19 protein-coding genes are annotated in these 22,528 nt (G+C 34.0%); 1 reads left to right on the forward strand and 18 read right to left on the reverse strand.

Going from position 1 to position 22,528, the window contains the following annotated elements; all coding sequences use genetic code 11:
- The first annotated feature begins 70 nt into the window (after positions 1 to 70).
- Positions 71 to 1,684: an alpha-glucan family phosphorylase gene (gene glgP, locus LJ207_RS04110; RefSeq protein ID WP_229344332.1), complete on the forward strand. Its 1,614-nt coding sequence runs from the start codon at positions 71 to 73 to the stop codon at positions 1,682 to 1,684.
- A gap of 99 nt (positions 1,685 to 1,783) precedes the next feature.
- On the opposite strand, the gene LJ207_RS04115 is transcribed toward glgP, so the two are convergent.
- The 18 genes from LJ207_RS04115 to LJ207_RS04200 form a co-directional block, all read right to left on the reverse strand.
- A complete protein-coding gene (locus LJ207_RS04115) occupies positions 1,784 to 2,332 on the reverse strand; it encodes a DJ-1 family glyoxalase III (RefSeq protein ID WP_229344334.1) in 549 nt (182 codons plus the stop codon).
- Positions 2,333 to 2,362: 30 nt separating this feature from the next.
- Positions 2,363 to 3,706 (reverse strand): mechanosensitive ion channel family protein, encoded by a 1,344-nt coding sequence (locus tag LJ207_RS04120; RefSeq protein ID WP_229344336.1) that lies wholly within the window; start codon positions 3,704 to 3,706, stop codon positions 2,363 to 2,365.
- Positions 3,707 to 3,727: 21 nt separating this feature from the next.
- A complete protein-coding gene (locus tag LJ207_RS04125) occupies positions 3,728 to 4,330 on the reverse strand; it encodes an HAD family hydrolase (RefSeq protein ID WP_229344337.1) in 603 nt (200 codons plus the stop codon).
- A gap of 133 nt (positions 4,331 to 4,463) precedes the next feature.
- Positions 4,464 to 5,033 (reverse strand): DUF6657 family protein, encoded by a 570-nt coding sequence (locus tag LJ207_RS04130; RefSeq protein ID WP_229344339.1) that lies wholly within the window; start codon positions 5,031 to 5,033, stop codon positions 4,464 to 4,466.
- Between the two features lie 5 nt (positions 5,034 to 5,038).
- Positions 5,039 to 5,776: a polysaccharide deacetylase family protein gene (locus LJ207_RS04135; protein WP_229344341.1), complete on the reverse strand. Its 738-nt coding sequence runs from the start codon at positions 5,774 to 5,776 to the stop codon at positions 5,039 to 5,041.
- A gap of 164 nt (positions 5,777 to 5,940) precedes the next feature.
- Positions 5,941 to 6,441 (reverse strand): ECF transporter S component, encoded by a 501-nt coding sequence (locus LJ207_RS04140; RefSeq protein ID WP_369414158.1) that lies wholly within the window; start codon positions 6,439 to 6,441, stop codon positions 5,941 to 5,943.
- Positions 6,442 to 6,618: 177 nt separating this feature from the next.
- Positions 6,619 to 8,523, reverse strand: a complete 1,905-nt coding sequence (locus LJ207_RS04145) for an SEC-C domain-containing protein (protein ID WP_229344343.1) — start codon at positions 8,521 to 8,523, stop codon at positions 6,619 to 6,621.
- Positions 8,524 to 8,558: 35 nt separating this feature from the next.
- On the reverse strand, positions 8,559 to 9,752 hold the full coding sequence (locus LJ207_RS04150; RefSeq protein WP_229344344.1) for an aspartate aminotransferase family protein: 1,194 nt from the start codon (positions 9,750 to 9,752) through the stop codon (positions 8,559 to 8,561).
- A gap of 30 nt (positions 9,753 to 9,782) precedes the next feature.
- Positions 9,783 to 10,652, reverse strand: a complete 870-nt coding sequence (gene argB, locus LJ207_RS04155) for an acetylglutamate kinase (RefSeq protein ID WP_369414160.1) — start codon at positions 10,650 to 10,652, stop codon at positions 9,783 to 9,785.
- 68 nt (positions 10,653 to 10,720) lie between these two features.
- The gene (gene argC, locus LJ207_RS04160) at positions 10,721 to 11,788 is read right to left on the reverse strand and encodes an N-acetyl-gamma-glutamyl-phosphate reductase (RefSeq protein WP_229344347.1); all 1,068 of its coding nucleotides are present in this window, start codon (positions 11,786 to 11,788) and stop codon (positions 10,721 to 10,723) included.
- 93 nt (positions 11,789 to 11,881) lie between these two features.
- Positions 11,882 to 13,492 carry a gamma-glutamyltransferase family protein gene (locus tag LJ207_RS04165; RefSeq protein WP_229344349.1) on the reverse strand — a complete coding sequence of 537 codons (1,611 nt, stop codon included), beginning with the start codon at positions 13,490 to 13,492 and terminating at the stop codon, positions 11,882 to 11,884.
- 208 nt (positions 13,493 to 13,700) lie between these two features.
- Positions 13,701 to 16,808, reverse strand: a complete 3,108-nt coding sequence (locus tag LJ207_RS04170) for an efflux RND transporter permease subunit (RefSeq protein WP_229344351.1) — start codon at positions 16,806 to 16,808, stop codon at positions 13,701 to 13,703.
- Between the two features lie 3 nt (positions 16,809 to 16,811).
- Positions 16,812 to 18,110: an efflux RND transporter periplasmic adaptor subunit gene (locus tag LJ207_RS04175; protein ID WP_229344353.1), complete on the reverse strand. Its 1,299-nt coding sequence runs from the start codon at positions 18,108 to 18,110 to the stop codon at positions 16,812 to 16,814.
- On the reverse strand, positions 18,107 to 19,525 hold the full coding sequence (locus tag LJ207_RS04180; protein WP_229344355.1) for a TolC family protein: 1,419 nt from the start codon (positions 19,523 to 19,525) through the stop codon (positions 18,107 to 18,109). The genes LJ207_RS04175 and LJ207_RS04180 overlap by 4 nt, the downstream gene beginning before the upstream one ends.
- Positions 19,512 to 20,591 carry a TolC family protein gene (locus LJ207_RS04185; protein WP_229344357.1) on the reverse strand — a complete coding sequence of 360 codons (1,080 nt, stop codon included), beginning with the start codon at positions 20,589 to 20,591 and terminating at the stop codon, positions 19,512 to 19,514. Before LJ207_RS04185 ends, LJ207_RS04180 begins: the two co-directional genes overlap by 14 nt.
- Before the next feature lie 106 nt (positions 20,592 to 20,697).
- Positions 20,698 to 21,015, reverse strand: a complete 318-nt coding sequence (locus tag LJ207_RS04190) for a cupin domain-containing protein (protein ID WP_229344358.1) — start codon at positions 21,013 to 21,015, stop codon at positions 20,698 to 20,700.
- Positions 21,016 to 21,191: 176 nt separating this feature from the next.
- On the reverse strand, positions 21,192 to 21,764 hold the full coding sequence (locus tag LJ207_RS04195; RefSeq protein ID WP_229344360.1) for a TetR/AcrR family transcriptional regulator: 573 nt from the start codon (positions 21,762 to 21,764) through the stop codon (positions 21,192 to 21,194).
- 133 nt (positions 21,765 to 21,897) lie between these two features.
- Positions 21,898 to 22,512 (reverse strand): hypothetical protein, encoded by a 615-nt coding sequence (locus LJ207_RS04200; protein ID WP_229344362.1) that lies wholly within the window; start codon positions 22,510 to 22,512, stop codon positions 21,898 to 21,900.
- Between the last annotated feature and the right edge of the window lie 16 nt (positions 22,513 to 22,528).

Genomic DNA, 22,528 nt, shown 5'->3' on the forward strand with positions numbered 1-22,528 from the left:
GTAGGTATTTTGATCTATATTAATTAATAATATTTGGGAAAAGATTTAATATTACAAAGGAGTGAAGTAGATGAACAACAGTAAACCCCATACTGCATATTTTTGTATGGAATATGGTTTAGATGAAGATATGAGAATTTATGCAGGTGGACTAGGAATTTTAGCAGGCGACATTTTAAAAGCAGCAAAAGAATATTCTTATCCTATTACAGGGATTGGTCTCCTATGGAAAAAAGGATATTCAAAACAGGTAATAAATAAAGATGGTCGTCCTGTTGATAAACATCCTATCCAAAAAAGAAATTATGAGCATGCAGTAGATACAGGAGAAAAAGTCACTGTAAAAATTAAAGACCAAACTGTAACACTTAAGATCTGGAAAGTTGATAAATTTGATAATGCAACTCTTTATCTTCTAGATGCAAACTTAGCTGAAAATAAAAAATTCCAGAATATAACTGATGGACTTTATGATGGTTTTAATGAAAAAAGAATAGCTCAGGAAATTGTTCTGGGAATCGGTGGTGTTAAGGCAATCAGAAAATTAGGCCTTAATATTGATATATACCACTTCAATGAAGGTCATGCAGCTTTAGCAGGAACAGAGTTAATCAAAGAAAAAATGGAAAACGGTATGGACTTTCATAAAGCCTGGAAAACTGTTAAAGATGATATCGTCTTTACAACTCACACCCCGGTTAAAGAAGGTAATGAGTCTCACAGTTTAGATAGTTTAGAAAAAATGGGAGCTTTTAATGGCCTGACAAGAGAACAAATGGAAGAATTAGGTGACAGTCCATTTGGTATGACAGTTGCTGGCTTACGCCTCTCTAGAATGTCTAATGGTGTTGCTAAATTACACGGCCAAACAGCTCGGGAAATGTGGAAAGATGTTGAAGGAAAATCACCAATTATCTCAATTACAAATGGTGTTCACAGAAGCACCTGGGTTGATAAGAGAATCAGAGATAATATTGATAACAAGGAAAAAATAGTTGAAAATCATCAAGAAATGAAAAATGAACTGGTAGATTATATCAAAAAAGTTAATGGGGCTCAACTTGACCCTAATAAACTAATAATTGGATTTGCCAGAAGAGCTACTGCCTATAAAAGGCCTAATCTGATTTTCCAAAAGCCTGATGTGATTGATCCATATTTAGAATGTGGTGATATTCAATTAGTATTTTCAGGTAAAGCACATCCAACCGATGATAATGGTAAAAATATCGTAGCTAATATAGTTAAAAAAGCAAAACAATTCCCAAATAGTGTAGTTTTCTTAGAAGATTATAATATGGAAACTGGAAGAATGCTGACCCGTGGTGTTGATGTCTGGCTGAACAATCCTCGTAAACCTCTGGAAGCTAGTGGTACTTCAGGTATGAAAGCTGCTATGAATGGTGGTCTTAACCTCAGTATCCTTGATGGCTGGTGGGTTGAAGGTTGTGAGCATGGTATTAACGGCTGGCAGTTTGGAGATGGCTATGAAGGTGAAGGCCAAGATGAAAGTGATCTTTATGCTCTTTACAGAGTGCTATTTAATGATGTAATTCCTACCTTTTATGCAAACAAAGATCGCTGGCAGGACATGATGTACGAAAGTGTGCAGTCAACTTATGAAAGATTTTCTGCTAAAAAAATGGTAGAAAGATATTATGAAGAAATGTATGTTAGTGAATAAAATATAGATCTAAAATATAATAACTTGCTGAATTAACTCAGCAATTAGAAAATCCCGTTCTTTGTGAACGGGATTTTTCTAGTTTAAAATATTTAATTTTTAAGCCTGAAAAAGCATTGCTTTTTTCAGCTCTTCACTTTTTTCACTACCTACTAAATACTCCACTATATTTAAAGCAAATTCAAGGGCCAGACCAGGTCCACGTGAAGTTATGATATTACCATCTTTAACAAGCTTTTTTTCTTGATAATCAGCAGACTGCATCTGATCATCAAAACCAGGATAACTAGTAGCTTTTTTACCTGCCAAGATTCCGGCTGCTTCTAAAACAATTGGTGCAGCACAAATTGCAGCACATAAGTCACCTCTAGCATTAACTTCTCTGATAATTTCTAGCAGTTTTTTGCTGTCTCTTAAATTAGCAGCTCCCGGCATACCTCCCGGTAAAACTACAGCTGAAATATCGCTGCTGTCAATAGCCTCTATTTTTTGATCAGCCTCAACTTTAATATCATGGTCTCCTCTAATTTCTCTGCCGCCAATTCCAGCAGTAATAACCTCAAGACCAGCTCTTCTTAAAACATCGATATTACTTACTGCTTCAATTTCTTCAAAACCATCTGCAAGTGGAATTAAAACTTTCCCCATAAATTTAGCCTCCTTAATCAAGTTTTGAAATTATTTATCTTCAAAATTTTCTTTTCTTGGTGAGTTTTGAGCTAGATCAGCAAATTCTTTGTGCAGAGACTCAGAAATAGATTTAAAATGATGATCTCTTTGTGGATAAGGAATTTCAATCCCATGTTCTTTAAAATTATCCCAGATAGAGAAAAGAACCTGGCTTTGAATTGCTTTGATTCCATTTTGAGGATCACTGATCCAAAAACGGAGCTCAAAATTTACCGAACTATCAGCAAAATCAGTCAGTATACAGCTTGGTTTAGGAGAATCTAAAATTCTTTCTTTGCCTTCAGCTGCTTTTAAGGTTAGCTCTTCTACCAATCTTAAATCACTATCATATGAAACACCTATTTCAACATCAACCCTAACCATTTTATCACTATATGACCAGTTTATAACCTCTTTAGTTATAAAGTCTTCATTTGGTATCAAATACTCTTTACCGGCCAGGGTAACCAAAGAAACAAAACGAGTATCAAGCTCTTTGACCCAACCATAGATATCACCTATTTCTACCACATCTCCTGGTTTAATAGATTTATCTGCTAAAATAATGATACCACTGATAAAGTTAGAAACTATCTTCTGTAGGCCAAAACCTAAACCAACACCTACAGCACCACCCAGGAAGGCAAAAGCGCTTAAATCAATACCCAGTGAGCTTAAAGCAAACAAGGCTGCAGAAGTAAAAATTAAAAATTTTGCCAGTTTATTTAATAAAACCCTGACAGAAGGAGTTAACTCCTGATTTTGGTTGATCTTCTTACTGACAAGGCGGCTAATTTTATCAGCAGCCCATAATAATACACTGAAAATTATCAGTGCCTGCCCAATTAATAATATAGAAATTCTTAAATTACCACTTCTAAAAGCCAAACTATCTAAAAAGCTAATTGTTTCCTCATAAATATTAAGTATTCTTAAGGCCGCAACTGTCCAGATAACAACTGATAAAAACTTAAAAAGCTTGTTTTTAGGAAAGAAAAGAGTTATTGCTTTAACAACAAACCACGCTGAAACCAGATTGGCAAAGATACTAAGTATTACTGTTGGTAAATTTAAAGCAGCTGCAATAACATAATAAATAAAAAGCAGCAAAAGCAGGATTAAAGGTGCTAAGAGCCTTCCTAAAATCCTCTCAATCTTATTCTCTTTTAAAGCCTTAATTTTTTGCAGCATTTTTTCGATTTTAGGAGCAGTTATTTTGCTTAAAAAAAGTGCTGCTGCTATCATTATAACAAAAAGAATAGCTTCTATTAAATTAGATAAAACCAATACCTGATTTTCTAAAATTTCTAAAAAAAGCTGATAATAATATTCCAGCTCTATTCCTTCAAACATGGCCTCACTCTCCTAAACAATTTATTTTTCTAAATAAAAATTTAACTCCTCTTTTAATCTTTCGGCAGTTTGAAAATGAATAACCTTGATCCCTTCTCTTCGAGCTGCTTCTATATTAGCAAGTGTATCATCTATAAAAAGAGTTTCTTCTGGATTTAATTGGAATTCAGTTAACAAATAATTATAAATCTCCTTTTCCGGTTTAATCATTCCTACTTGAGAAGATATTAGCAGTCTCTCAAAATGCTTAAAAAAATCATATTTTTTACTGACATAATCAAAGGCCTTTTGATGAAAATTAGAAAGAACATAAAGCTTATAATCTTTTTTAGCTAAATCTTCTAAAATAAAAAGGCTCTCCTCTTTTAACTTAAGCATTTCTTCCCAGCCAGCAAGTATATTTTCTATTTCAAGAGCTAGCTGAGGTCTCCTTTTGATCATTTTCTCCTTTGCCTCTTTAAAGTCAAGACTTCCTCTGTCCAGCTGCAGCCATTCTGGACTGGCAAAAACAGCTTTTTTTAGCTCCATTTTCTTTTCTTCATCATAAGAAAAATCTGCTAAATAACTTTCCGGATCAAAATCTAAAAGTACATTCCCCAGATCAAAAACAATACTTTTTATCACTTTCTCACCCCAAATCATTAGCTAATTATATAATTCTAGCTTTTTTAAGTTAATCCTGCATAATAATTCTCAGCCCTTAATCTAAAAAAAAATCCGACCAAAAAGTCGGATCTTAATTAGTTATTTTAAATTATTATTGCAGTTCTGCTTTCATTTTTTCGATCAATTTATCAAATCGCTGATTATAGCTTTTTTGAAATTCAGAAAGCTTTTTAGCCAGCTGCTGTTTCATCTGATTATTCATTCCCTGCTGTTGACCACCATTTGCAGCTGCCTGAGCACTTAAACCCTGTGCTTGTGAATTTTCTAAATGCTGCTGTACCTGTTGATCTAATTTATCTTTTTGAGTTTGATACTGCTGCTGTAAGCTCTGAGCCTGAGTAAATGATTTTTCAAAAAAACTGCTGTTTTCAGTCTCTTTAAGTGATTCTACAGCAACAACTGCTTCTTTTCTGCGCTCAATCTGTTCAGAACTGTTGCGTAAACCAATAGACTCAATTAACATTAACTGAGCTTCAATCAAAACAGCCTCATCTTCATCTTTTAGCTGCTGCCATAAAGCTTCAGCATCCATCTCACCTTTAAAAAAGGGAGCCATAATCTTTTTCAACCGTTCCCTAATTTCAAGTGAGTTATCACCCTCAGAATCATCATCATAAATTGTTTCTGCTCTTTCCATAGCAATTTCATATGCACTTTTCACAACTATCAGTCCTCCTTAAAAAGATCAAAGAATCTATCTTGATAAGCATTGAAAACTCCCCAGCGATCTAATTCTCTTTTTAATCTAGCCGGGTCTTCTTCACCTTTTTTAACCATTTCAAACATTCTTTCTATCTCTTCACTTGCTGCGATTGGAAGTCCTTCTAGATTTCTTGTCACAACAGAATAACCTTCTTCATCTGTGCTTAAATAACCCTTTTCCTCATAATAGGGAAGTTGAGATTTATAAGCACTTTTTAACATCAGACTTTGAATAAACTTCATTAGTGAAACATCCCAGAGCTCATCAACACCTTTGATTATTACAGTTAAATTATCTTCATCATTAATTCTTTCCTTTTCAATCTCTTCCTGGGCTTTCTCTATTTCTCTAGATATAGTAAAAGTACTAATTGATTGTTTGCGATAATTCATCTTATACAATAATCCAGCCAAATCAGGGTTGTCATTAGCAATCATCTGCATTGCTTTTTTGGCTTCACCACTAAATCCACTCATATTTATCATGTAATCTGGGGTCAGAAGTTTTGGTTTTTCCCAGGTAATTTTTCCTTCTCTTACCTTGGTTTCAGGTCCTTCTTCCGGAAATTCTTCCAGATAATATGGCTCGCTGAGCACAAAATAGTGGAGAGTTGTGTCATGAGATGTAGAAATTAAATCTTCTGGCTCTAACAATATTTCTGTGTTCTCCAGAACTTCTTTAATCTTGTTTTTATCTTTCATCTTAACTCCTCCTCTCAGGCCTGAAGTAGAGATTATTCAATTTTCAACTTAAAATCTATTTGTCTAACTATATTATACATTATATCAGTTATTTAAGTCAAAAAGAAGGCTTTAATAGCCTTCTTTTCAATTAACTTAAAATATTTTGCTAAAAAATATAATAATTAACCTTGATTTGCCTGATAATTAATTAAAACTCTTCCCAGAAGTACAGCAAACAGAGCAGCAATAATCGCTTCTGGAATACCATGGCTTCCTGCAACTGCTAAAGCTGCACTCAGAGGTAGATAACCTCTCAAAACAGCCAGAGTTAAAACACCTGCGGTATTGACAATCGTTCCAATCACACCAGCTACTGCTAAAGAAACATTTTCATTTAACCTTATAGTTGCCCTATAACTATAATAAGCGGCAACACCAATAAAAAGTCTCGGTAAAACAGCAATTATAGGATCTGCAAAAATCGGATTGGTAGCTCTTAAAAAACTAAATACACCAAAGATCAAACCAATCAGCAGTCCAACCACAGGTCCTTCAATAATTCCACCCAAAATAGCAGGTAGATGCATTATTGTCACATGTCCTGCAGGGGTAGGAACTGGGATTAAACCTAAACCCGTAGCCCCCAAAATAATAGAAATAGCTCCCAACATTCCAGCAATCACAATTTGTCTTGTTTTCAGTTTTATTTTCTTTTCCTCCCATCCCGGTCCATTGATCCAGGTGAACCAAACTAAAATGATTTAACAGTTTTTATGGGTGCAGTATCAAAAATTGAATTCCGCCCCTACTGTTATAGCTATATTATAGTAATTATTTACCCTTTTGACAAGGGTATTTAGCTAATTATTTTTGATATTCATCATTTCTATAAAATAATTAACTATTTCTTCATTAAGCTTCAGCTTATCTAAGTGTTCTAAGATTTCTTCTTTATCAAAATAGCGGAGCAGACTTATGAAAAATGAAGCAAGCTCATTTTGCTGAATCTTGTCTAAAAACTGCTTATAAAATATTTCAGAAGCTATTTCATAATAACTTAAGTTTAAGGCTGCTGTCAGCCGATAAAATTCAAGCTGCTGATCATCTAAATATTTACTATAAGGTATTTCAGTTAAGATTGGGGCTGGATCAGCAAAACGCAGCATAGTTTCATAATAAGCAATAGCATCATAATAACTTTCTACCTTTGAGTTTTTAACTGCAGCAATTAGTTTTTCTTGCTCTTCTTTCAAATCGCCAGCCTGATATTTGAGTAATCTCAGTTTAGCATAACTTAAAACAGGAGTATTTACTTCCTCTTCTGTAACTGTTCTACTTAGTTCTTCAATTTCTTTAAGCTTGTTTTTGGCAGCTTTTTTATTAACGCGTTCTCTAATATCAAGTTCTAAAAGTTTTGTGAAAAAGAGTTTGTTGTAAACATCTTTCTGCTCAATATTTTTGATTTCACTCTCTTCTAAGACTGCTAAAATTTTATTTAATAATTTATCTTTATACTGTTTAGAATTATTATTTTCCAGCAGCAGCATCAAATGAGAAAGCAGATCCTTATCTTCTGCAATCAAAACAGCAAAATCAGCAATAAAATTCTTTAAATCTTTACTGCTGCCGTAATCAACAATAAACTGCAGATAATCAGCTGCCACCTGCCAGTTATGGAAATGGCCATCTTTTCTTGCTTTTTCAAGCTCAAAAGCTTGAGATATATATTGATAAGCTTTTTTTAGCTCTCCCTGATTATAGAATTTTAAAAATAGCAGCCTTAAATAATTAGGATTATCTTTTTGAACTTTATTAACCACCTGGGCATAATCTTCAAACTCATCATATAATTCAGCTGTCAGATAATAAGCTAAAATATCTAAGACAATTTGAGAATTTTTAGGAGGCAGATCTTTTATCTTTTCAAGTAATTCTTTAGCTCTGCTCTCAGAAGTTTTTAGATTTAAGTTATCGACTTCTTCAAATACAGCAAAAATCTTTTGAGCAGCCTTTAAAGCTTCTTTTTCACCTAGCTCCTGGTTTTCTTTTAAATTAAATCTTTTTTCTATGAAGTCATCTAAAAAACCAATCACCCGCATCTGCTTATAATCTTTAAGCTGCTCATAATATTTCTCATAAAGTGCTAGTGAACTAACAACATCATCAAAATCCATTAAAGTTTCAAGTCTAAAAACTATCAACTGTAAATTATCTGCATCAAGCTGCATTGCCCTATCTATGATCTCATTTACCCTCTGCATTTTTTCGTCTGCCTTATATACCTCAGCCTGGGCAATTAAAAGGGGGATAGATTCTCCCTTTGCCGCTAAAGAGTCTCTAATTATCGCTTCTGCTTTTTCTAGCTCACCTTTATCCACCATGATATTTATCAGTGGTGAAATAAATGCTTCATCTAAATCAGTCCCCATCAGCTGCCAGGCATGTTTAAGATATTTGATAGCTGTTTGATAATTGCTGTGCTGAAGAGAATAAACAATTAAGGGTAGGATAAAGCTCTGTTCTAAAGGATAATTTTCTACAGCCTCTTTAAGCAAGTCAATTAACTTTTCTTCCTCTTTTATCTCTTTTATTTTTTGAAAATAATCCTCACGGCTTAATTGAGGATTATTAAGTGCACAGCACTTTTTGAATTTTTTGCCGCTGCCACAAGGGCACTTTTCATTTCTTCCTATACTATAGCTTATTTTACTCTGCTGATTATTATCTTTTTTTACTAAATCCTTAATCATATTCAAATTATTCATAGCAACCCTGCCTCTCAAACAAAATATTTATTCAACTAAAAATTTATAATCTCTTCAATATTTTCTATTAATAAATCAATGTCTTCTTTTTTAAGCACAAAGGGTGGTAAAAATCTTAAGGTATGGTCTTTAACAGCATTTACCAAAAATCCTCTTTCAAATAAGAGTTGAGTCAGTTCCTGGGCTGAAAGTTCTTCAGCAAGCTCAAGGGCCAGCATTAAACCAATGCCCCTCCATTCAACTAGCTTATCACTGCGCTCTATTAATTTATTAAGTTCTTGACTAAAATATTGACCCATATTTTTGACATTATCTAAATAACCATCTTCTAACATAATGTCAAGCACTTCAGAAGCAGCTCTAGTTGCAAGAGGGTTACCACCAAAGGTAGTTCCATGATCTCCCGGCTCAAAAGCTGCTGCAACCTCTTCTTTAGCCAGAAATGCACCAATGGGTACTCCACCACCAAGTGCTTTTGCCAGGGTAATAATATCTGGCTCAACTCCATAGTGCTGATAAGCAAAAAGTTTACCGGTTCTACCCATACCACACTGGACTTCATCAAAAATCAGCAGTATATCCTTTTCATCACATAATTCTCTGACTCCTTCCAGATATTCCTGCTCAGCTGGATATATTCCTCCTTCACCCTGAATTGGCTCCAGCATAATTGCTCCAGTTTTTTCTCCAACCGCATTTTTTAGAGCTTCTAAATCATTAAAAGGAACGGTTTTAAATCCTATTGGCAGAGGAGCAAATGGCTTTTTGTATTTATCCTGACCAGTTGCAGTTACTGTTGACATAGTTCTCCCGTGAAATGATTTATCAGCAGTTATGGTTTCATATTTCTTTTTGCCTTTTTTTCTAAAATACTTTCTGACCAGTTTTAAAGCACCCTCATTAGCCTCAGAACCACTATTAGCAAAAAAGACCCTATCAAATACAGAGTTATCACATAATTTTTTCTGCAGCTCTGCCTGGGGCTCTATATAATAAAAATTTGAACAGTGAATAATTTTATCAATTTGATCTTTTAAAGCAGCCTTAAAGCGCTGATTACTGTAACCAATAGAATTTACACCAATCCCAGATAAGAAATCACGATATACCTTAGCATCTTTACTGTGGATTTTAATGCCTTCTGCTTTTTCTACATAAAGAGGATATCTACCTCCATAAACGGTCATAAAATGTTCTTTATCACTTTGAATAATTTCTTCAATCTCCATACTATCTACTCCTTTACTTATTCTTTAATCCTATTCTTTAATTATCATTGTCCCTACACCCTGATCAGTAAAGATCTCAAGTAAAAGTGGGTGTGGTACTAAACCATTCAAAATATGGGTTCTCAGTACACCTGAGTCAACAGCATGTTTACAGCCTTTAACCTTGGGTACCATTCCCCCCTTGATCTTTTTCTTTGCTATCCATTCATCAATTTCAGCAAATGTCAATTTTGATACCCTGCTGTCTTCATCTTCAGGGTCATAGCGAATTCCATCTACATCAGTTAAATAAATCAATTTTTCTGCCTTTAAAGCTACAGCCAGTTCCCCGGCCACACTATCAGCATTAATATTTAGAGTTTCCCCTTTTTCACTAACTCCAATTGGAGCAATTACAGGTATATAACCATCTTCGATCAGCTGTTCCACAATTTTTGGATTTATTTTATCTACTTCACCAACAAAACCTAGATCTTTTTCAGGTGCTTCAAAAGTCTTTTTAACCGCTTTGATCAAATTACCATCTTTACCTGAAATACCAACAGCACTAGCCTGCATTTGATTAATCAAAGATACAATTTCTTTGTTAATCTGGGCAGATAAAACCATTTCTACAATTTCCATTGTTTCTTTATCAGTTACCCTTAATCCATCAACAAAATTCGCCTTGATATTTAATCTATCCAGGGTTTTATTGATTGCCGGGCCTCCCCCATGGACAACCACAGGATTAATACCAACATATTTGAGTAAGGTAATATCCTCAATCAAATTCTTTTTCAGTTTTTCATCAGCCATAATACTACCACCATATTTAATCACAAAAGTTTTACCATAATAGTCTTTAAAATATGGTAGTGCTTCTATTAAAATATATGCCTTTTCGATTAGTTCTTCTATTGTACTCTCCTCCTCAAATTATTGAATACTTGAATTTTAACTATAAATTTCTCTGCTTAGCTTAAATTTTAGGGGAATAATGCAGTTGCCTCAAGCCCTGCATCTTCAGCAAAGGCAAAAACAGTATTCATATTTTGAACTGCCTGACCTGCAGCTCCTTTTAACATATTATCCAGCACGGAAACTACTATTATTCTATCAGTTCTCTGATCATATTTAAAGCCAATTTGAGCAAAGTTGGAGCCTGCTACGTTTTTGACCTCTGGTAGTTCATCCTTTAAAATTTGAATAAACTTTTCTTCTCCGTAAAAATCAGCATAAAGATCATAAATTTCTCGAGCAGAGCTTTTACGGCTGCAGTCAAGATAAATTGTGGCCAGAATTCCTCTTTTAATCGGTATCAAATGAGGTGTAAAAAGCACCTCAGCCCTCTTTTTAGAACTTCTGTTATCATAACTACCCCTTAAAAATTCATTTAAAATATATTCGATTTCTGAACTATGTCTGTGGACTGCCGGACTATATGCTTTCATTGTATTATGACATTCTGAAAAAAGTAGATTACTCTTTAAACTTCTTCCAGCTCCACTGACACCGGATTTAGCATCGATAATTATAGAGTCACTTTTGATAAAATCAGAATCTATTAATGGTAAAATCCCCAATAAAGATGCGGTTACATAACAACCTGGATTTGCAATAAGTTGAGCCTCTTTTATTTGAGCTCTATTTAATTCTGTCAGTCCATAAACTGCCTTTTTGGCAAGTTCTGGATGCTTATGTTCAACTCCATACCATTTTTCATAAATATCTATCTCATGATAGCGAAAATCACCGCTCATATCAATTATCCTTGTCCCTGATTTAACCAACTGAAAACTAATATCCTGTGATACTCCATGGGGCAGAGCAGTAAATATGAGCTCACTTTCTTCCGGCTTAAAATCTTTAATAGCCATTAAAGTTTGTTTTTCTAATTTAGAACCCCTAAATTGAGGATAAACATCTACCAGCTTTTTATTGGCATTACTTTTTGAAATCAAATCCTTGATTTGTACTTCAGGATGCTGCTGTAATAACCTGATTAATTCGATGCCAACATATCCGGTAGCACCTACAATACTAACCTTGATCATCTTATCATCTCCTAGCTGCTTGATTGCTTATTGATCTTTTGCTTATTTTATCTTATTAAAGTGATCTAATCAAGCAATTTATCTGTTTCTCTGCTAATAAACTGCAGCTGCACCATCTGCTCTAGCTTCTGTCCCTCCGATCAGTACTCCATTTTTATGATCACGCCAAATCATCTGTCCTTTACCAAATGAGCTAGAATCCAAACTAAGCTCTATCTCATGTCCTTTAGCAGCAAGTAATCTGGCCTCTCTTTGCGGGAATTCTGCCTCTAATTTTAGCTTTTTATCTTCCAGCCACTGCCAGCGAGGTGCATCTAGGGCAGCCTGGGGATTTAAGTTTAAGTCAATGGTATTGATTAAAAGCTGAAGCTGGCCCTGTGGCTGCATAAATCCTCCCATAACACCAAAAGGTCCAATAGCTTTCCCATCTTTGCTCAAAAAACCGGGGATTATAGTATGATAGCTTCTTTTACCACCTTTAAGTACATTATGAGCTTTGGGGTCAAGACTAAAATTATGGCCCCTATTTTGAAGTGCAATACCTGTATCAGGTACCACCAGGCCTGAGCCAAAGCCCAGATAGTTGCTCTGTATAAATGAAACATAGTTTCCAGCTTTATCAGCTGCTGCCAGATAAACTGTACCTCCAGCAGGCAAAGTGCCTGGAAGCGGAGAAATAGCCTGCTCAGTTATCAATTCTTTTCTCTGCTCAGCATAATCAGCTCTTAAAAAATCTTTATAGTCAAAATCAACATCCCTATTATCAGTTATATATTTTTTCCCGCTTGAAAAAGCTAATTTTAAAGCTTCAATAGCTCTATGATATCTATCTATATCTGACATAGCAGAGATATCAAAATTTTTGAGAATATTTAAGGCCATTAAAGTAACAAGCCCCTGACCATTAGGAGGGAGTTCCCAAACATCATAACCCCTGTAATTTACACTCAAAGCTTCAACCCATTCAGGACTAAAATCTGCATAATCATCTAATTCTAGAAAGCCTCCATATTTCTTAGAAAAATCCACTATTTTTTGGGCCAGCTCTCCCTGATAAAAACTTTTGGCATTTGTAGCAGCAATTTTCTTAAGACTTTGGGCATGAGCTTCTGATTTCCAGACCTCTCCTGCCTTAGGAGCTGAGCCATTAGGGGCAAAAATTTTAAACCATTCTGCAAATTCTTGACCCTTTAGTTCTTTTTGATATTTTTTAAACGCCTTCTGCCAGGCAGCTGCCGTAACAGGAGTAACTGCAAAACCCTGACCGGCATAATTTATTGCTGGAGCCAGACATTTTTCCAGTGATAAACTGCCAAAACGCTGATTGAGCTCTGCCCAGGCAGCAGGTGCACCAGAAACTGTTACTGGTATAAAGCCATATTTAGGCATTGTTGTAATATTTCTTGCTTTTAAAGCTTCAACAGAAATTGCTTTAGGAGCCGGACCACTAGAGTTTAAACCATAAAGTTGATTATCAATCCAAACAATGGCAAATGCATCTGAGCCAATTCCATTAGAACAAGGCTCAACAACTGTTAAACAGGCTGCCGCTGCAACAGCAGCATCTACTGCATTACCACCATTTTTGAGCATCTCTAATCCTGCCTGAGAAGCTAAAGCCTGTGAGCTGGCAACCATTCCTCTTTTTGAAAATGCTGCCATCCGCTGTGATTTAAATGGATAGTCCTGAAAATTAAATTTCAATTTAAGCCCTCCTAAATTATTAAGTTAAGACTATTATATGTTTTTTTAGCAGAGATTTAAATGAATATTCATATTTTTTAGCTTTTATTTTAATATTTTTAAACTTACTAGCAGAAATTCAGATGAATTTGTCCAAAAGACTAGCAAATATTCATGCCAGGCAAAGGCAAAAAGAGCCTAATTAAATAGGCTCTTAGTTTAAAAATTATTATTTTGCTAATTTAACTTTAAGATCTTCAAATAGTGAATAAACAACTGGAACTATAATTAAAAGCAGCATTGTTGAAGAAAATAGTCCCCCCATCACAACTATTGCTAGTGGTGAATACTGTTCAGTTCCAACTGCTAATTCTAAGGCTAGAGGAGTCATACCTGCTAAGGTAGAAAAGGTAGTCATTAATATTGGTCTAAAACGAAGTTTAGCCCCTTCATAGATAGCATCAAAGGTTGATATCCCCTCTTTTTCTCTTTCTATAATAAATTCAATTAAATGAATAGCATCATTTACTGCAATACCGGAAAGAAGAATTACCCCCATTATAGCCGGCATAGAAAGATAGGTATTTGTTATCAGCAGTAATGCAACTACACCTATCAGCTCTAAAGGTAGAGAAAGCATAATTGTAAGTGGATGTAGTAATGATTTAAACTGAGAAACTAAGAGCAGATAAATAAAGGCTATAGCAAAAACTAAACTGATTGCTAATCTACCAATAGCTTCTTCCATATCATCCTGTTCTCCAGTTATCTCTGCATTATATCCACTTGGCAAAGGAGATTCTTCCAAAATACTATTTATATCAGAAGTCACCATGCTCATTGCTCTATCTTCCGTAAAACCTAAAATATCAAGTGTATACTGCATGTTTTCTCTGCTGACAAGGTTTGGACCTCTTTGAATCTCTATTTCAGCTAATTCTCTTAAAGGAAGGTTTTCTCCCTGAGGAGTTATAATTATTATATCCTCTAAATTAGCCTGAGAATAAATCTGATCATCCCTATATTTAACTAAAATATTAACATTATTTTGACCTTTAAGCTTAAAATCATTTTGGGTTTCTATTCCTCTAGCAGAAGCAGCTATCTGCTGAGATATCTCTTTACTGCTTAGATTGAGTTCAGCTGCTCTTTGCTTATCTATCTTAACCCAATATTCAGGATGATCTAAAGACCAGCGCAGATTAATATTTGTCGCTCCGGGAACAGCCCTAATTTCTTCTGCCAGATCTTGAGCGATCTCTTCCAGTAAAGCCGGGTCTCTTCCACTCACTCTAACAACTAGAGGTGCCTGAGTAGTTGAAACAGCTGTTGAGCCTGCTTCTTCGACAACAAAAGCTCTAATTCCGGGAATTTTTGCTATTTCATTCCTTAATTCACTTTGAATTTCCCAAATGGAGCGATCCCTATTATTGCGGTCTTCATAAATAAGTGACATAAATGACTGCTGGACTCCATTAGCACCTGTAACAGCCTGGGTTCCAGAACCGGGTTCAAAACCTAGCTGATTAGAATAGATGATCAGCTCAGGTATATTTTCTACTATCGCCTCTACTTCTTTAGAAATTCTTTCTGTTTTTTCTAAAGATGAGCCGGCCTCGGTCTCAATAGAAATATAGCTCTGACCGCTATCCATAACCGGTGTCATTTCAGCCCCAATCAGAGGAATCAAGGCTATAGTTATGATTAATAAGACCACTGCAGCTGTAACTACTACCCCCCTATTATTTAAAGACTTCTCTAAAAGTTTTAAATATAATTCTTTGCTTTTATCAAGGGCTGCAGAAAAAGCAGCTGTGATCTTTTTGAAAATATTAAAGCTGCTGTGAGCGGATTCTTTAAGATCTCTAGCTTTTAAAACAAGTGATAAAATTAAGGGTACAATTGTAAAAGAACTCAAAACAGAACCTGTCCAGGCAAATAATAATGTCATTGAAAGTGGTCTAAACATCTGCTGCACAAAACCACCGATAAACATTACCGGAGTTAAAACAATCATCGAAGTTGTGGTACCTGCTATAACAGCCAGAATCATTTCATTTGTCCCATCAACTGCTGCCTCAAAGGCAGATTTGTTTAGTTCTTCAAAATGTCGGGTCACATTTTCAATTATCACTATTGAATTATCTACCAACATCCCGATTGATAAAATTAACCCTGTCATAGTAACCATATTTAAACTTAAGTTAAAAGCTCTCATTAAAGCAAGGGTTAAAACAAAGGTGGTTGGAATAGAAATAGTTACTGCTAGGGTACTTCTCCAATTATCTAGAAACAAGAAAATAACTAGTATTGTTAAAAGAACACCGATCAGCAGAGTACTTGCCATATTATTAATTACCAGTCTAACCAGATCTGATTGGTCATCTGTAATATGAAATTCTAAATCTGGAAATTCTCTTTCAAGATTCTCAATTTCTGCCTTAATATTATCAACTACTTGTACAGTATTAGCATCCTGCTGTTTTTGAATATTTATGGCTACAGTTTCTTCACCATCAACTCTGTATTTACTTCTTAATTCTGCAAAACTATCATTTACTTCTGCAATATCTCGCAGATATATATTCTGAGAGTTCTGAGAGTGAATTATCAAGTTTTTCATCTCTGCTAAATTTTGATATTCACCAATTGTTCTAATAGAGTATTCACTCTCAGCTCTGCTCAGCCTACCACCGGCAAGGTTTATATTTTCACTGTCTAATCTATTTACAATTTGGGCTATTGAAATATTATAGCTATTTAATTTATCTCGGTCTACATCAACTTGAATTTCTCTTACCTTACCCCCATATACATCTATATTGGCAACTCCACTAACAAGCTGTAATCGATTTGTCAATTGATTATCTGCCAATGTTCTCAAATCAATTTCAGAACGGGGTCCACTTACTGCTAAAGTTAAAATCGGTCTATCTGCAGCACTAAATTTCTTGACCTCTGGTTCATCTATATCTGCAGGTAGTTCATTTCTTATCTGCTTTACTATATTTTGCACATCAACTGCTGCTACATTTATATCCTGATCATAATCAAATTCAACAGTTATAATCGAAACACCTTCCATAGCATCAGAACTTATACTATCAATACCTTCAATTGTAGCAAGTTCTTCTTCTAAAGGTTCATTTATCTGTTCTGCTATATCAGAGGCGGAAACCCCCTGATAAAAAGTTTGTATTGTAACAATAACGGGATCTATATCAGGATTTAGTTGAATATTTAAGGCTAGAACTGCAGAGAGTCCCAGTAAAATTACCGCTAATACAGCAGCAAATGTTGTATATTTATTTTTTACCGAAAAATCAGAGAGTGTCATAACTTAATCATCCCCATTCTCATTCTTTTCTCTACCCAAATACACAGCTGCCCCATCTCTAAGCTCATTAATATTTGAAATTGCTACAATCTCATTTTCTTCTAAGCCGCTCTTAACAACTGTAGAATGACCATCACTACTTCCTAGCTCAACCTTTCTAAACTCTGCTTTAGAATCTTTAATTACATAAACATGGGCTTGATCTCTAAATTCAAAAACTGCTTTTTCGGGAAGAATGAGCTCATTTTCAAATCTTTCTGCAATTATTTTGACAGAAGCTGCCATTCCATCCTTTAAATGCTGCTCTCTATTCTCAACTTTAAATTTAATCTTTGTTGTTCTATTTTGAGGATTTGAGATAGGACTAATTTCACTAATCTCTGCTCTATATTTTTCACCTTTGAGGTTAGAGAAAGTTATTTCAGCTTCAGTACCCAGATCAATTTTGCTGAGATCGTTCATCCCAATATAACTTTCTATCTCTACCAGATCTAAAGATTTTGAAGCCATAAATAGAGGCTGAGAACTAGCTGCAAACTCTCCTTTTTCAGCAATCTTATCTAAAATCACGCCGGAAAAAGGAGCTTTTATTTCTGTGTTTTCAAGTCTGATTCCTGCATTATTTAGTTCACTTTCTGCCCTACTTAATTGGCTTTGAATAATTTCTAGGTCAGACTCAGCGATTTTTATAGCTGTTCTTGCACTCTTAACTGCTGCTTCCATGCTTTGAACCCTTGACCTTACTTTTTGGTATTGGGTTGCTGTTTGCTCAAATTTAACTTTTGCAATAACATCCTCTTCATATAATTTTTTGTCTCTTTGATAGTCTTTACGCCATTGAACTAAATCACTTTTGGCTTTATTTAAAGCAGCTTTACTCTGTTCTAGGTTATTTTTAGAGTTTTCTAGTGACAGCTCTGCTTTTCTATATGCGAGCTCTGCTTCCTGTTTTGCCATTTCTGCCTTGCTTAAATTATTTTTTAGCTCACGATCATCTAGCTTAGCCAAAACTTCTCCAGCCTCAACTTCTTGGCCTTCCTCTACATAAATATCTATAATTTCACCTGCAATTTTGGGAGAAATTCTTGCTTTGTTTAAATAACTGACTGTACCACTATAATTTAAGCTTATTTCTAAATCAGCTTCTTTTAGCTGATAAGTTTCTACTGCTACTCCTAAATCTAATTTTTCTCTCTTTTCTGCCTCTCTATTTCTAAGCTGAATTATAAATAATAAAGCAGCTATACCAAGTACAATTATCAAAGCTATAAGCAAATATTTTTTTATATTTTTCTTCATCATCTATCTCCTCCAGACTGCTGAGCAAAATTTTCTTGATAAATTATTTCTAAATAAGCAAGAAGCTCTAATTTAGTTAATGATAAATTATAATCAGCTTTAATCTTATTATCTTCAGACTCTCTAAATAGTCGTTGAGAACTTGTTAATTCACTCTGATTGATTGCTCCCTGTTCAAATCTATTTTTGGAACTCTGATATTCTAATCTGCTTTTTTCTAAATTCTTTTCAGCAGTTAAGAGCTTTTCTTCAGCTTCTCTAATCTTATTTTCCAAGTGCTTGATTTCTATTTTGAATTCTGCTTCTAAATCTTCCATTTTCAAATGCAGAGCATTGTAAGCAGCTGCTAAAGCTTCACTTTCTGCTTTTTTTCTGCCTCCATCTGAAAACTCATATGAAATAGAAGCTGTTACTTTCCATTCACTTTCTTCACTTAAGTTATCTACTAATTTAATCGCTTCTTGACTCTGCAGTATATCTCTATCAACAAGTTCTTTATCAATAGTGTCAAATGATCCTTTTAGACTGAGCTGATAATTATCATTAAAAGTTGCTTCTATTCGACCATCTGCAAATAAATATTCTCCTCTTAAGTTCAAATTCGCTCTTTTTTCACTATCTAAATATTCTATTTCACTTTTTAATATTTCCCTCTCTAAGCCCTGAGTTAAATAATCACTGCGGTTATTTAAGGCTTTAGCTAAGAGCTCTTCCTCAGTTTCTCTAAGGACAAATTCTTTTTCTGGAGGCCGAACTTCAAAATCGATCCCATCATAAGCAGTTAGTCTAGCTAAATGTTCTTTTGACCTCTGCTGTTCATTTTTTAAGCTATTTAACACTTCTAAGCTTTTATCTAAGTTAATTTCCAATTCTAAAAGACCAGCCTCTGTTAATAGACCGTCTTTATAACGTGCTTTTGCATCTGCATAAAGTGATTCAGCTTCTTCAATTATCACTTTTTGACTTGCAATTTTTTCGTTGATACTTAAAATTGCATAATACTGTTTAATTAAATTATGCAGAACTTCTTCTCGATTTTTATCAAAAATTAATTTGGCTATTAATAGTTCTAACTCTGCTTGCTCAAGGATTGCTTTGGTTCCTTTTGATTGGGCCAATAATTTCTGATAGTTTAAAGAAGCAATAAAATCACCCGATTGATTTAATTCTTCACTCTGCCAGGCGCTTTCAGCAAATAATTTCGAATTCATAATTGATTTTGCGGCTTGACTCTGTTTTTCAGCTTGAATAACTTTATTTTTAGCTGCTTCTAGATTGCGATTGTTTTTTAGTGCCAGCTCTAAAGCAGTATCTAATTCTAATATCTGAGCTGCCTTTAGATTTTCATAAGCAAAAAATAAGCTGCTAAAGATAATTAAAAGTATTAATACTGCTCTAATTATTTTATTTTTCAGCATAGATAAACAGCTCCTTAAAATCACCAGCACTTAAATATAGTTCTGCTAAGGCCAGGTAATTATCAATCCTTGTATGAAGATAATTTATTTCTGCATTATATAAATCATTTTGTGCCTCTAATAACTCAGTTCCACCAATATAATCTGCTTCAAAATACAATTCTTTAACTCTAAGTGCTTCCTCAAAACTTGCTTTGAGTTTAGCTTTGCTTTCTATATCAGCTTTAGTTTTCTGATAATCTTGATAATGATTATTAAGATCTATTTTAATCCTTGATTTTGTTAAATTTAAGTTATTTTTTGCTTTCAAATATTCATTTTCAGCTCTTTTCCCCTTCAATCTGGGACTATATTGCTGTTGAGCTAATCTATAATTTATCTGCTGTAATTCTTTATTGAGCTCAGCTGATTGAAGCTCAATTCTATTATCTAAGGCCAGCTGAAGTAATGATTCTAAACTTTTATCTAAGCTAAAATCTTTTAGATCAGCTTCAGAAAATTGGATTTTTAATTCTACATCATTACTTAAATCAAGATTATCTTTTAATTTAAAGGCAATTTTCTTGTGATTTCTAACTGCAGCCTTTAAATTTGCTTCTGCCCTATTTAACTCAACCTCTGCCTGCAAAATATCTGATTTGATTAAGATACCCTCTTCATATTTTTCTTGAATATTTGCAAATTCTATTTTAAAAGTTTCTAGATACCTTTGATGAATAGCAATTAAATTTTCGCTTTTGTAATAACTAAAAAAATCATTCAAGTATAGATAAATTAAGTCTGCTTTTTGCTTTTCTAATTCCTTTTTTGCTAACTCTAATTCTAGTTCTGCCTGTCTTAAATCTAATGGTGAAGGAGACACTTCCTGATCTGCTTTTTGCATTTTCAAATTAATTTCCTTTTCTAATAAAGCCAATTTAAAATCTTCAAGTTCTCTACTTTTTTCTAAGGCTTGATTTAGATATTTTTCTAAATTATATTCTTTAAGCTCTGCTGCCTGCAGACTGCTTAGTACTAATAACAAAGATAAAAACACCAAAAATAAAACTGTAATTTTTTTAATCATTTTATCTAACCCCTTTATAGGTGAATGATCATTCATTTACAAGAATTAGAAAGCCAGCTGCCACTAACAGCCGGCTTCTAAAGTTATATGGGCACTAATTTAAAATCTAAAGTGAAGGTGTTTTAACCTTTAAAACTTCAAATTTTTCTCCCCGATCTGCCTCAAGTTTCATTTTAGTATTTGGGGGACAAGTTATAACTGTACCAGCTTCTACAACAGCCGAATCATCACCAATACTTAAAGTTCCTTTTCCATCAACAATATAGAAAAATACATCAACAGGTACCTGATGTGGTGGGACAAGATCACCTGGACTTAAAATAAGGTTCATCACTTGAGCATTATCATTTTTTAAAACTGCCTTTGCTACTACACCTCTTTTGTTCTTTTTACCTTCTAGTTCTTCTAATTTGATTATTTCCATCTTGATCATCCTTTCTTTTTTATACCCATTAAATTGATTTTTAAAATTTGAGTATTGAAAATTTTGCTTTTTTTAACTATCTTTAGTATATTACTCCGAATTAAATACTTCTATGATATATATCACGTTAAAGCTAATTTATGAATGAATATTCATTCATTAAACAGTTTTAAAAACTAATTAATAAATATATGCTCTATTCTCTCCATGATAAATTGAGGCGCATTTTTCAGCATCATTATATCTGGTTTAGTTAGAGCATGTTCAATCATTCCGTGAATTGCTCCAAAGAAAAAAACTGCCATCAAATGAGGATCAATATCTTTAATCTCAGAATTAGCTAAAGCTTCTACAAATATATCTTCCAGGGCCTCAATCAATGTTTCAATAAATTGCTGAATATTACCTGACTTTTCCCTACCCGAAAAATCTTTTTCCCTGACAACAACCCTACCCAAATGAGGATTTCTGATTAATACTTCAAAGTGTCTGTCCAAAAATTCTTTAAGAAATTTTTTGGTGGAAATATCTTTTGCTTTTAATTCAGCGATTATTTCCATTCTTCTTTCCATTTCTTTGGCAAAAATATATTCCAGAATTTCATCTTTGCTCTTAAAATAGTTGTAGAGGGTACCAACGGCAAGTTCTGCTTCTTCAGCAATATCTAACATCCTTGTATTATAAAAGCCTTTTTCAGATATAACCTGAACTGCAGCATTTCTAATCTTTAATTTATTTTCCTGGCCCAAAGCTATCAACTCCTTGAATGAATATTCATTCATAGTTTAGCAAAAAAATATTGCTTTGTCAAATAATAAAAAAACATCTTTAAAGAAGAATCCCTAAAGATGTTAGTTAAAAATATTAAATTTTCTCAGCTAATTAAGCTGTTAACTGTCGGTTGACAGCTTTTAAACAGGCTTTTGCAATTGCTAAAGCCATATTATTATCTAGATAAACTGCTCCAACCAACTTTTCTGCCAGTCGATTTCTCTGCTTTTCAAATTTAGAAATTTGCGCAATTACCAAATCTTCTTTTCCTTTTACAGTAAAAACATCTTCTACAATCAAACGTCCTTCAATTTTAAAATATCTATTTAATACTTCTATTACTGACCTGGCAATTAGTTTTTCTATGCTCTCTCCAACTTGAGCTTCAAAGCTCTCTTCTATTCTTTCTTCATTGATTTCCATTATTACCATACAGCGGGAACGATTATTTTCGGTGTAAACAGAAATTAATTCAACCCTATTTGAAGCCATCTTCTCTATATCCTGAGAAAAATCACTTCTTATTCTTGCAATACTAATTTTTTTGTGATCAATCTTTTGATCATTATGGACCAAAAAAACTGTTTCTACATCTCTGACAATTCTTTTTGGGTCTCTTTTTTTATCAGCAATAATATGTATTTCGTCTACTTCACTGCCACCAGTTAAAGTACATGAGACCACACCATCTAACTCCTGAATTAAATTCTTAATCTTCTTCTCCATAGCCAAGCCAGACCCC

It is taken from the genome of Halanaerobium polyolivorans (assembly GCF_020711195.1).
In the GTDB taxonomy this organism is placed as follows: Bacteria; Bacillota; Halanaerobiia; order Halanaerobiales; family Halanaerobiaceae; genus Halanaerobium; species Halanaerobium polyolivorans.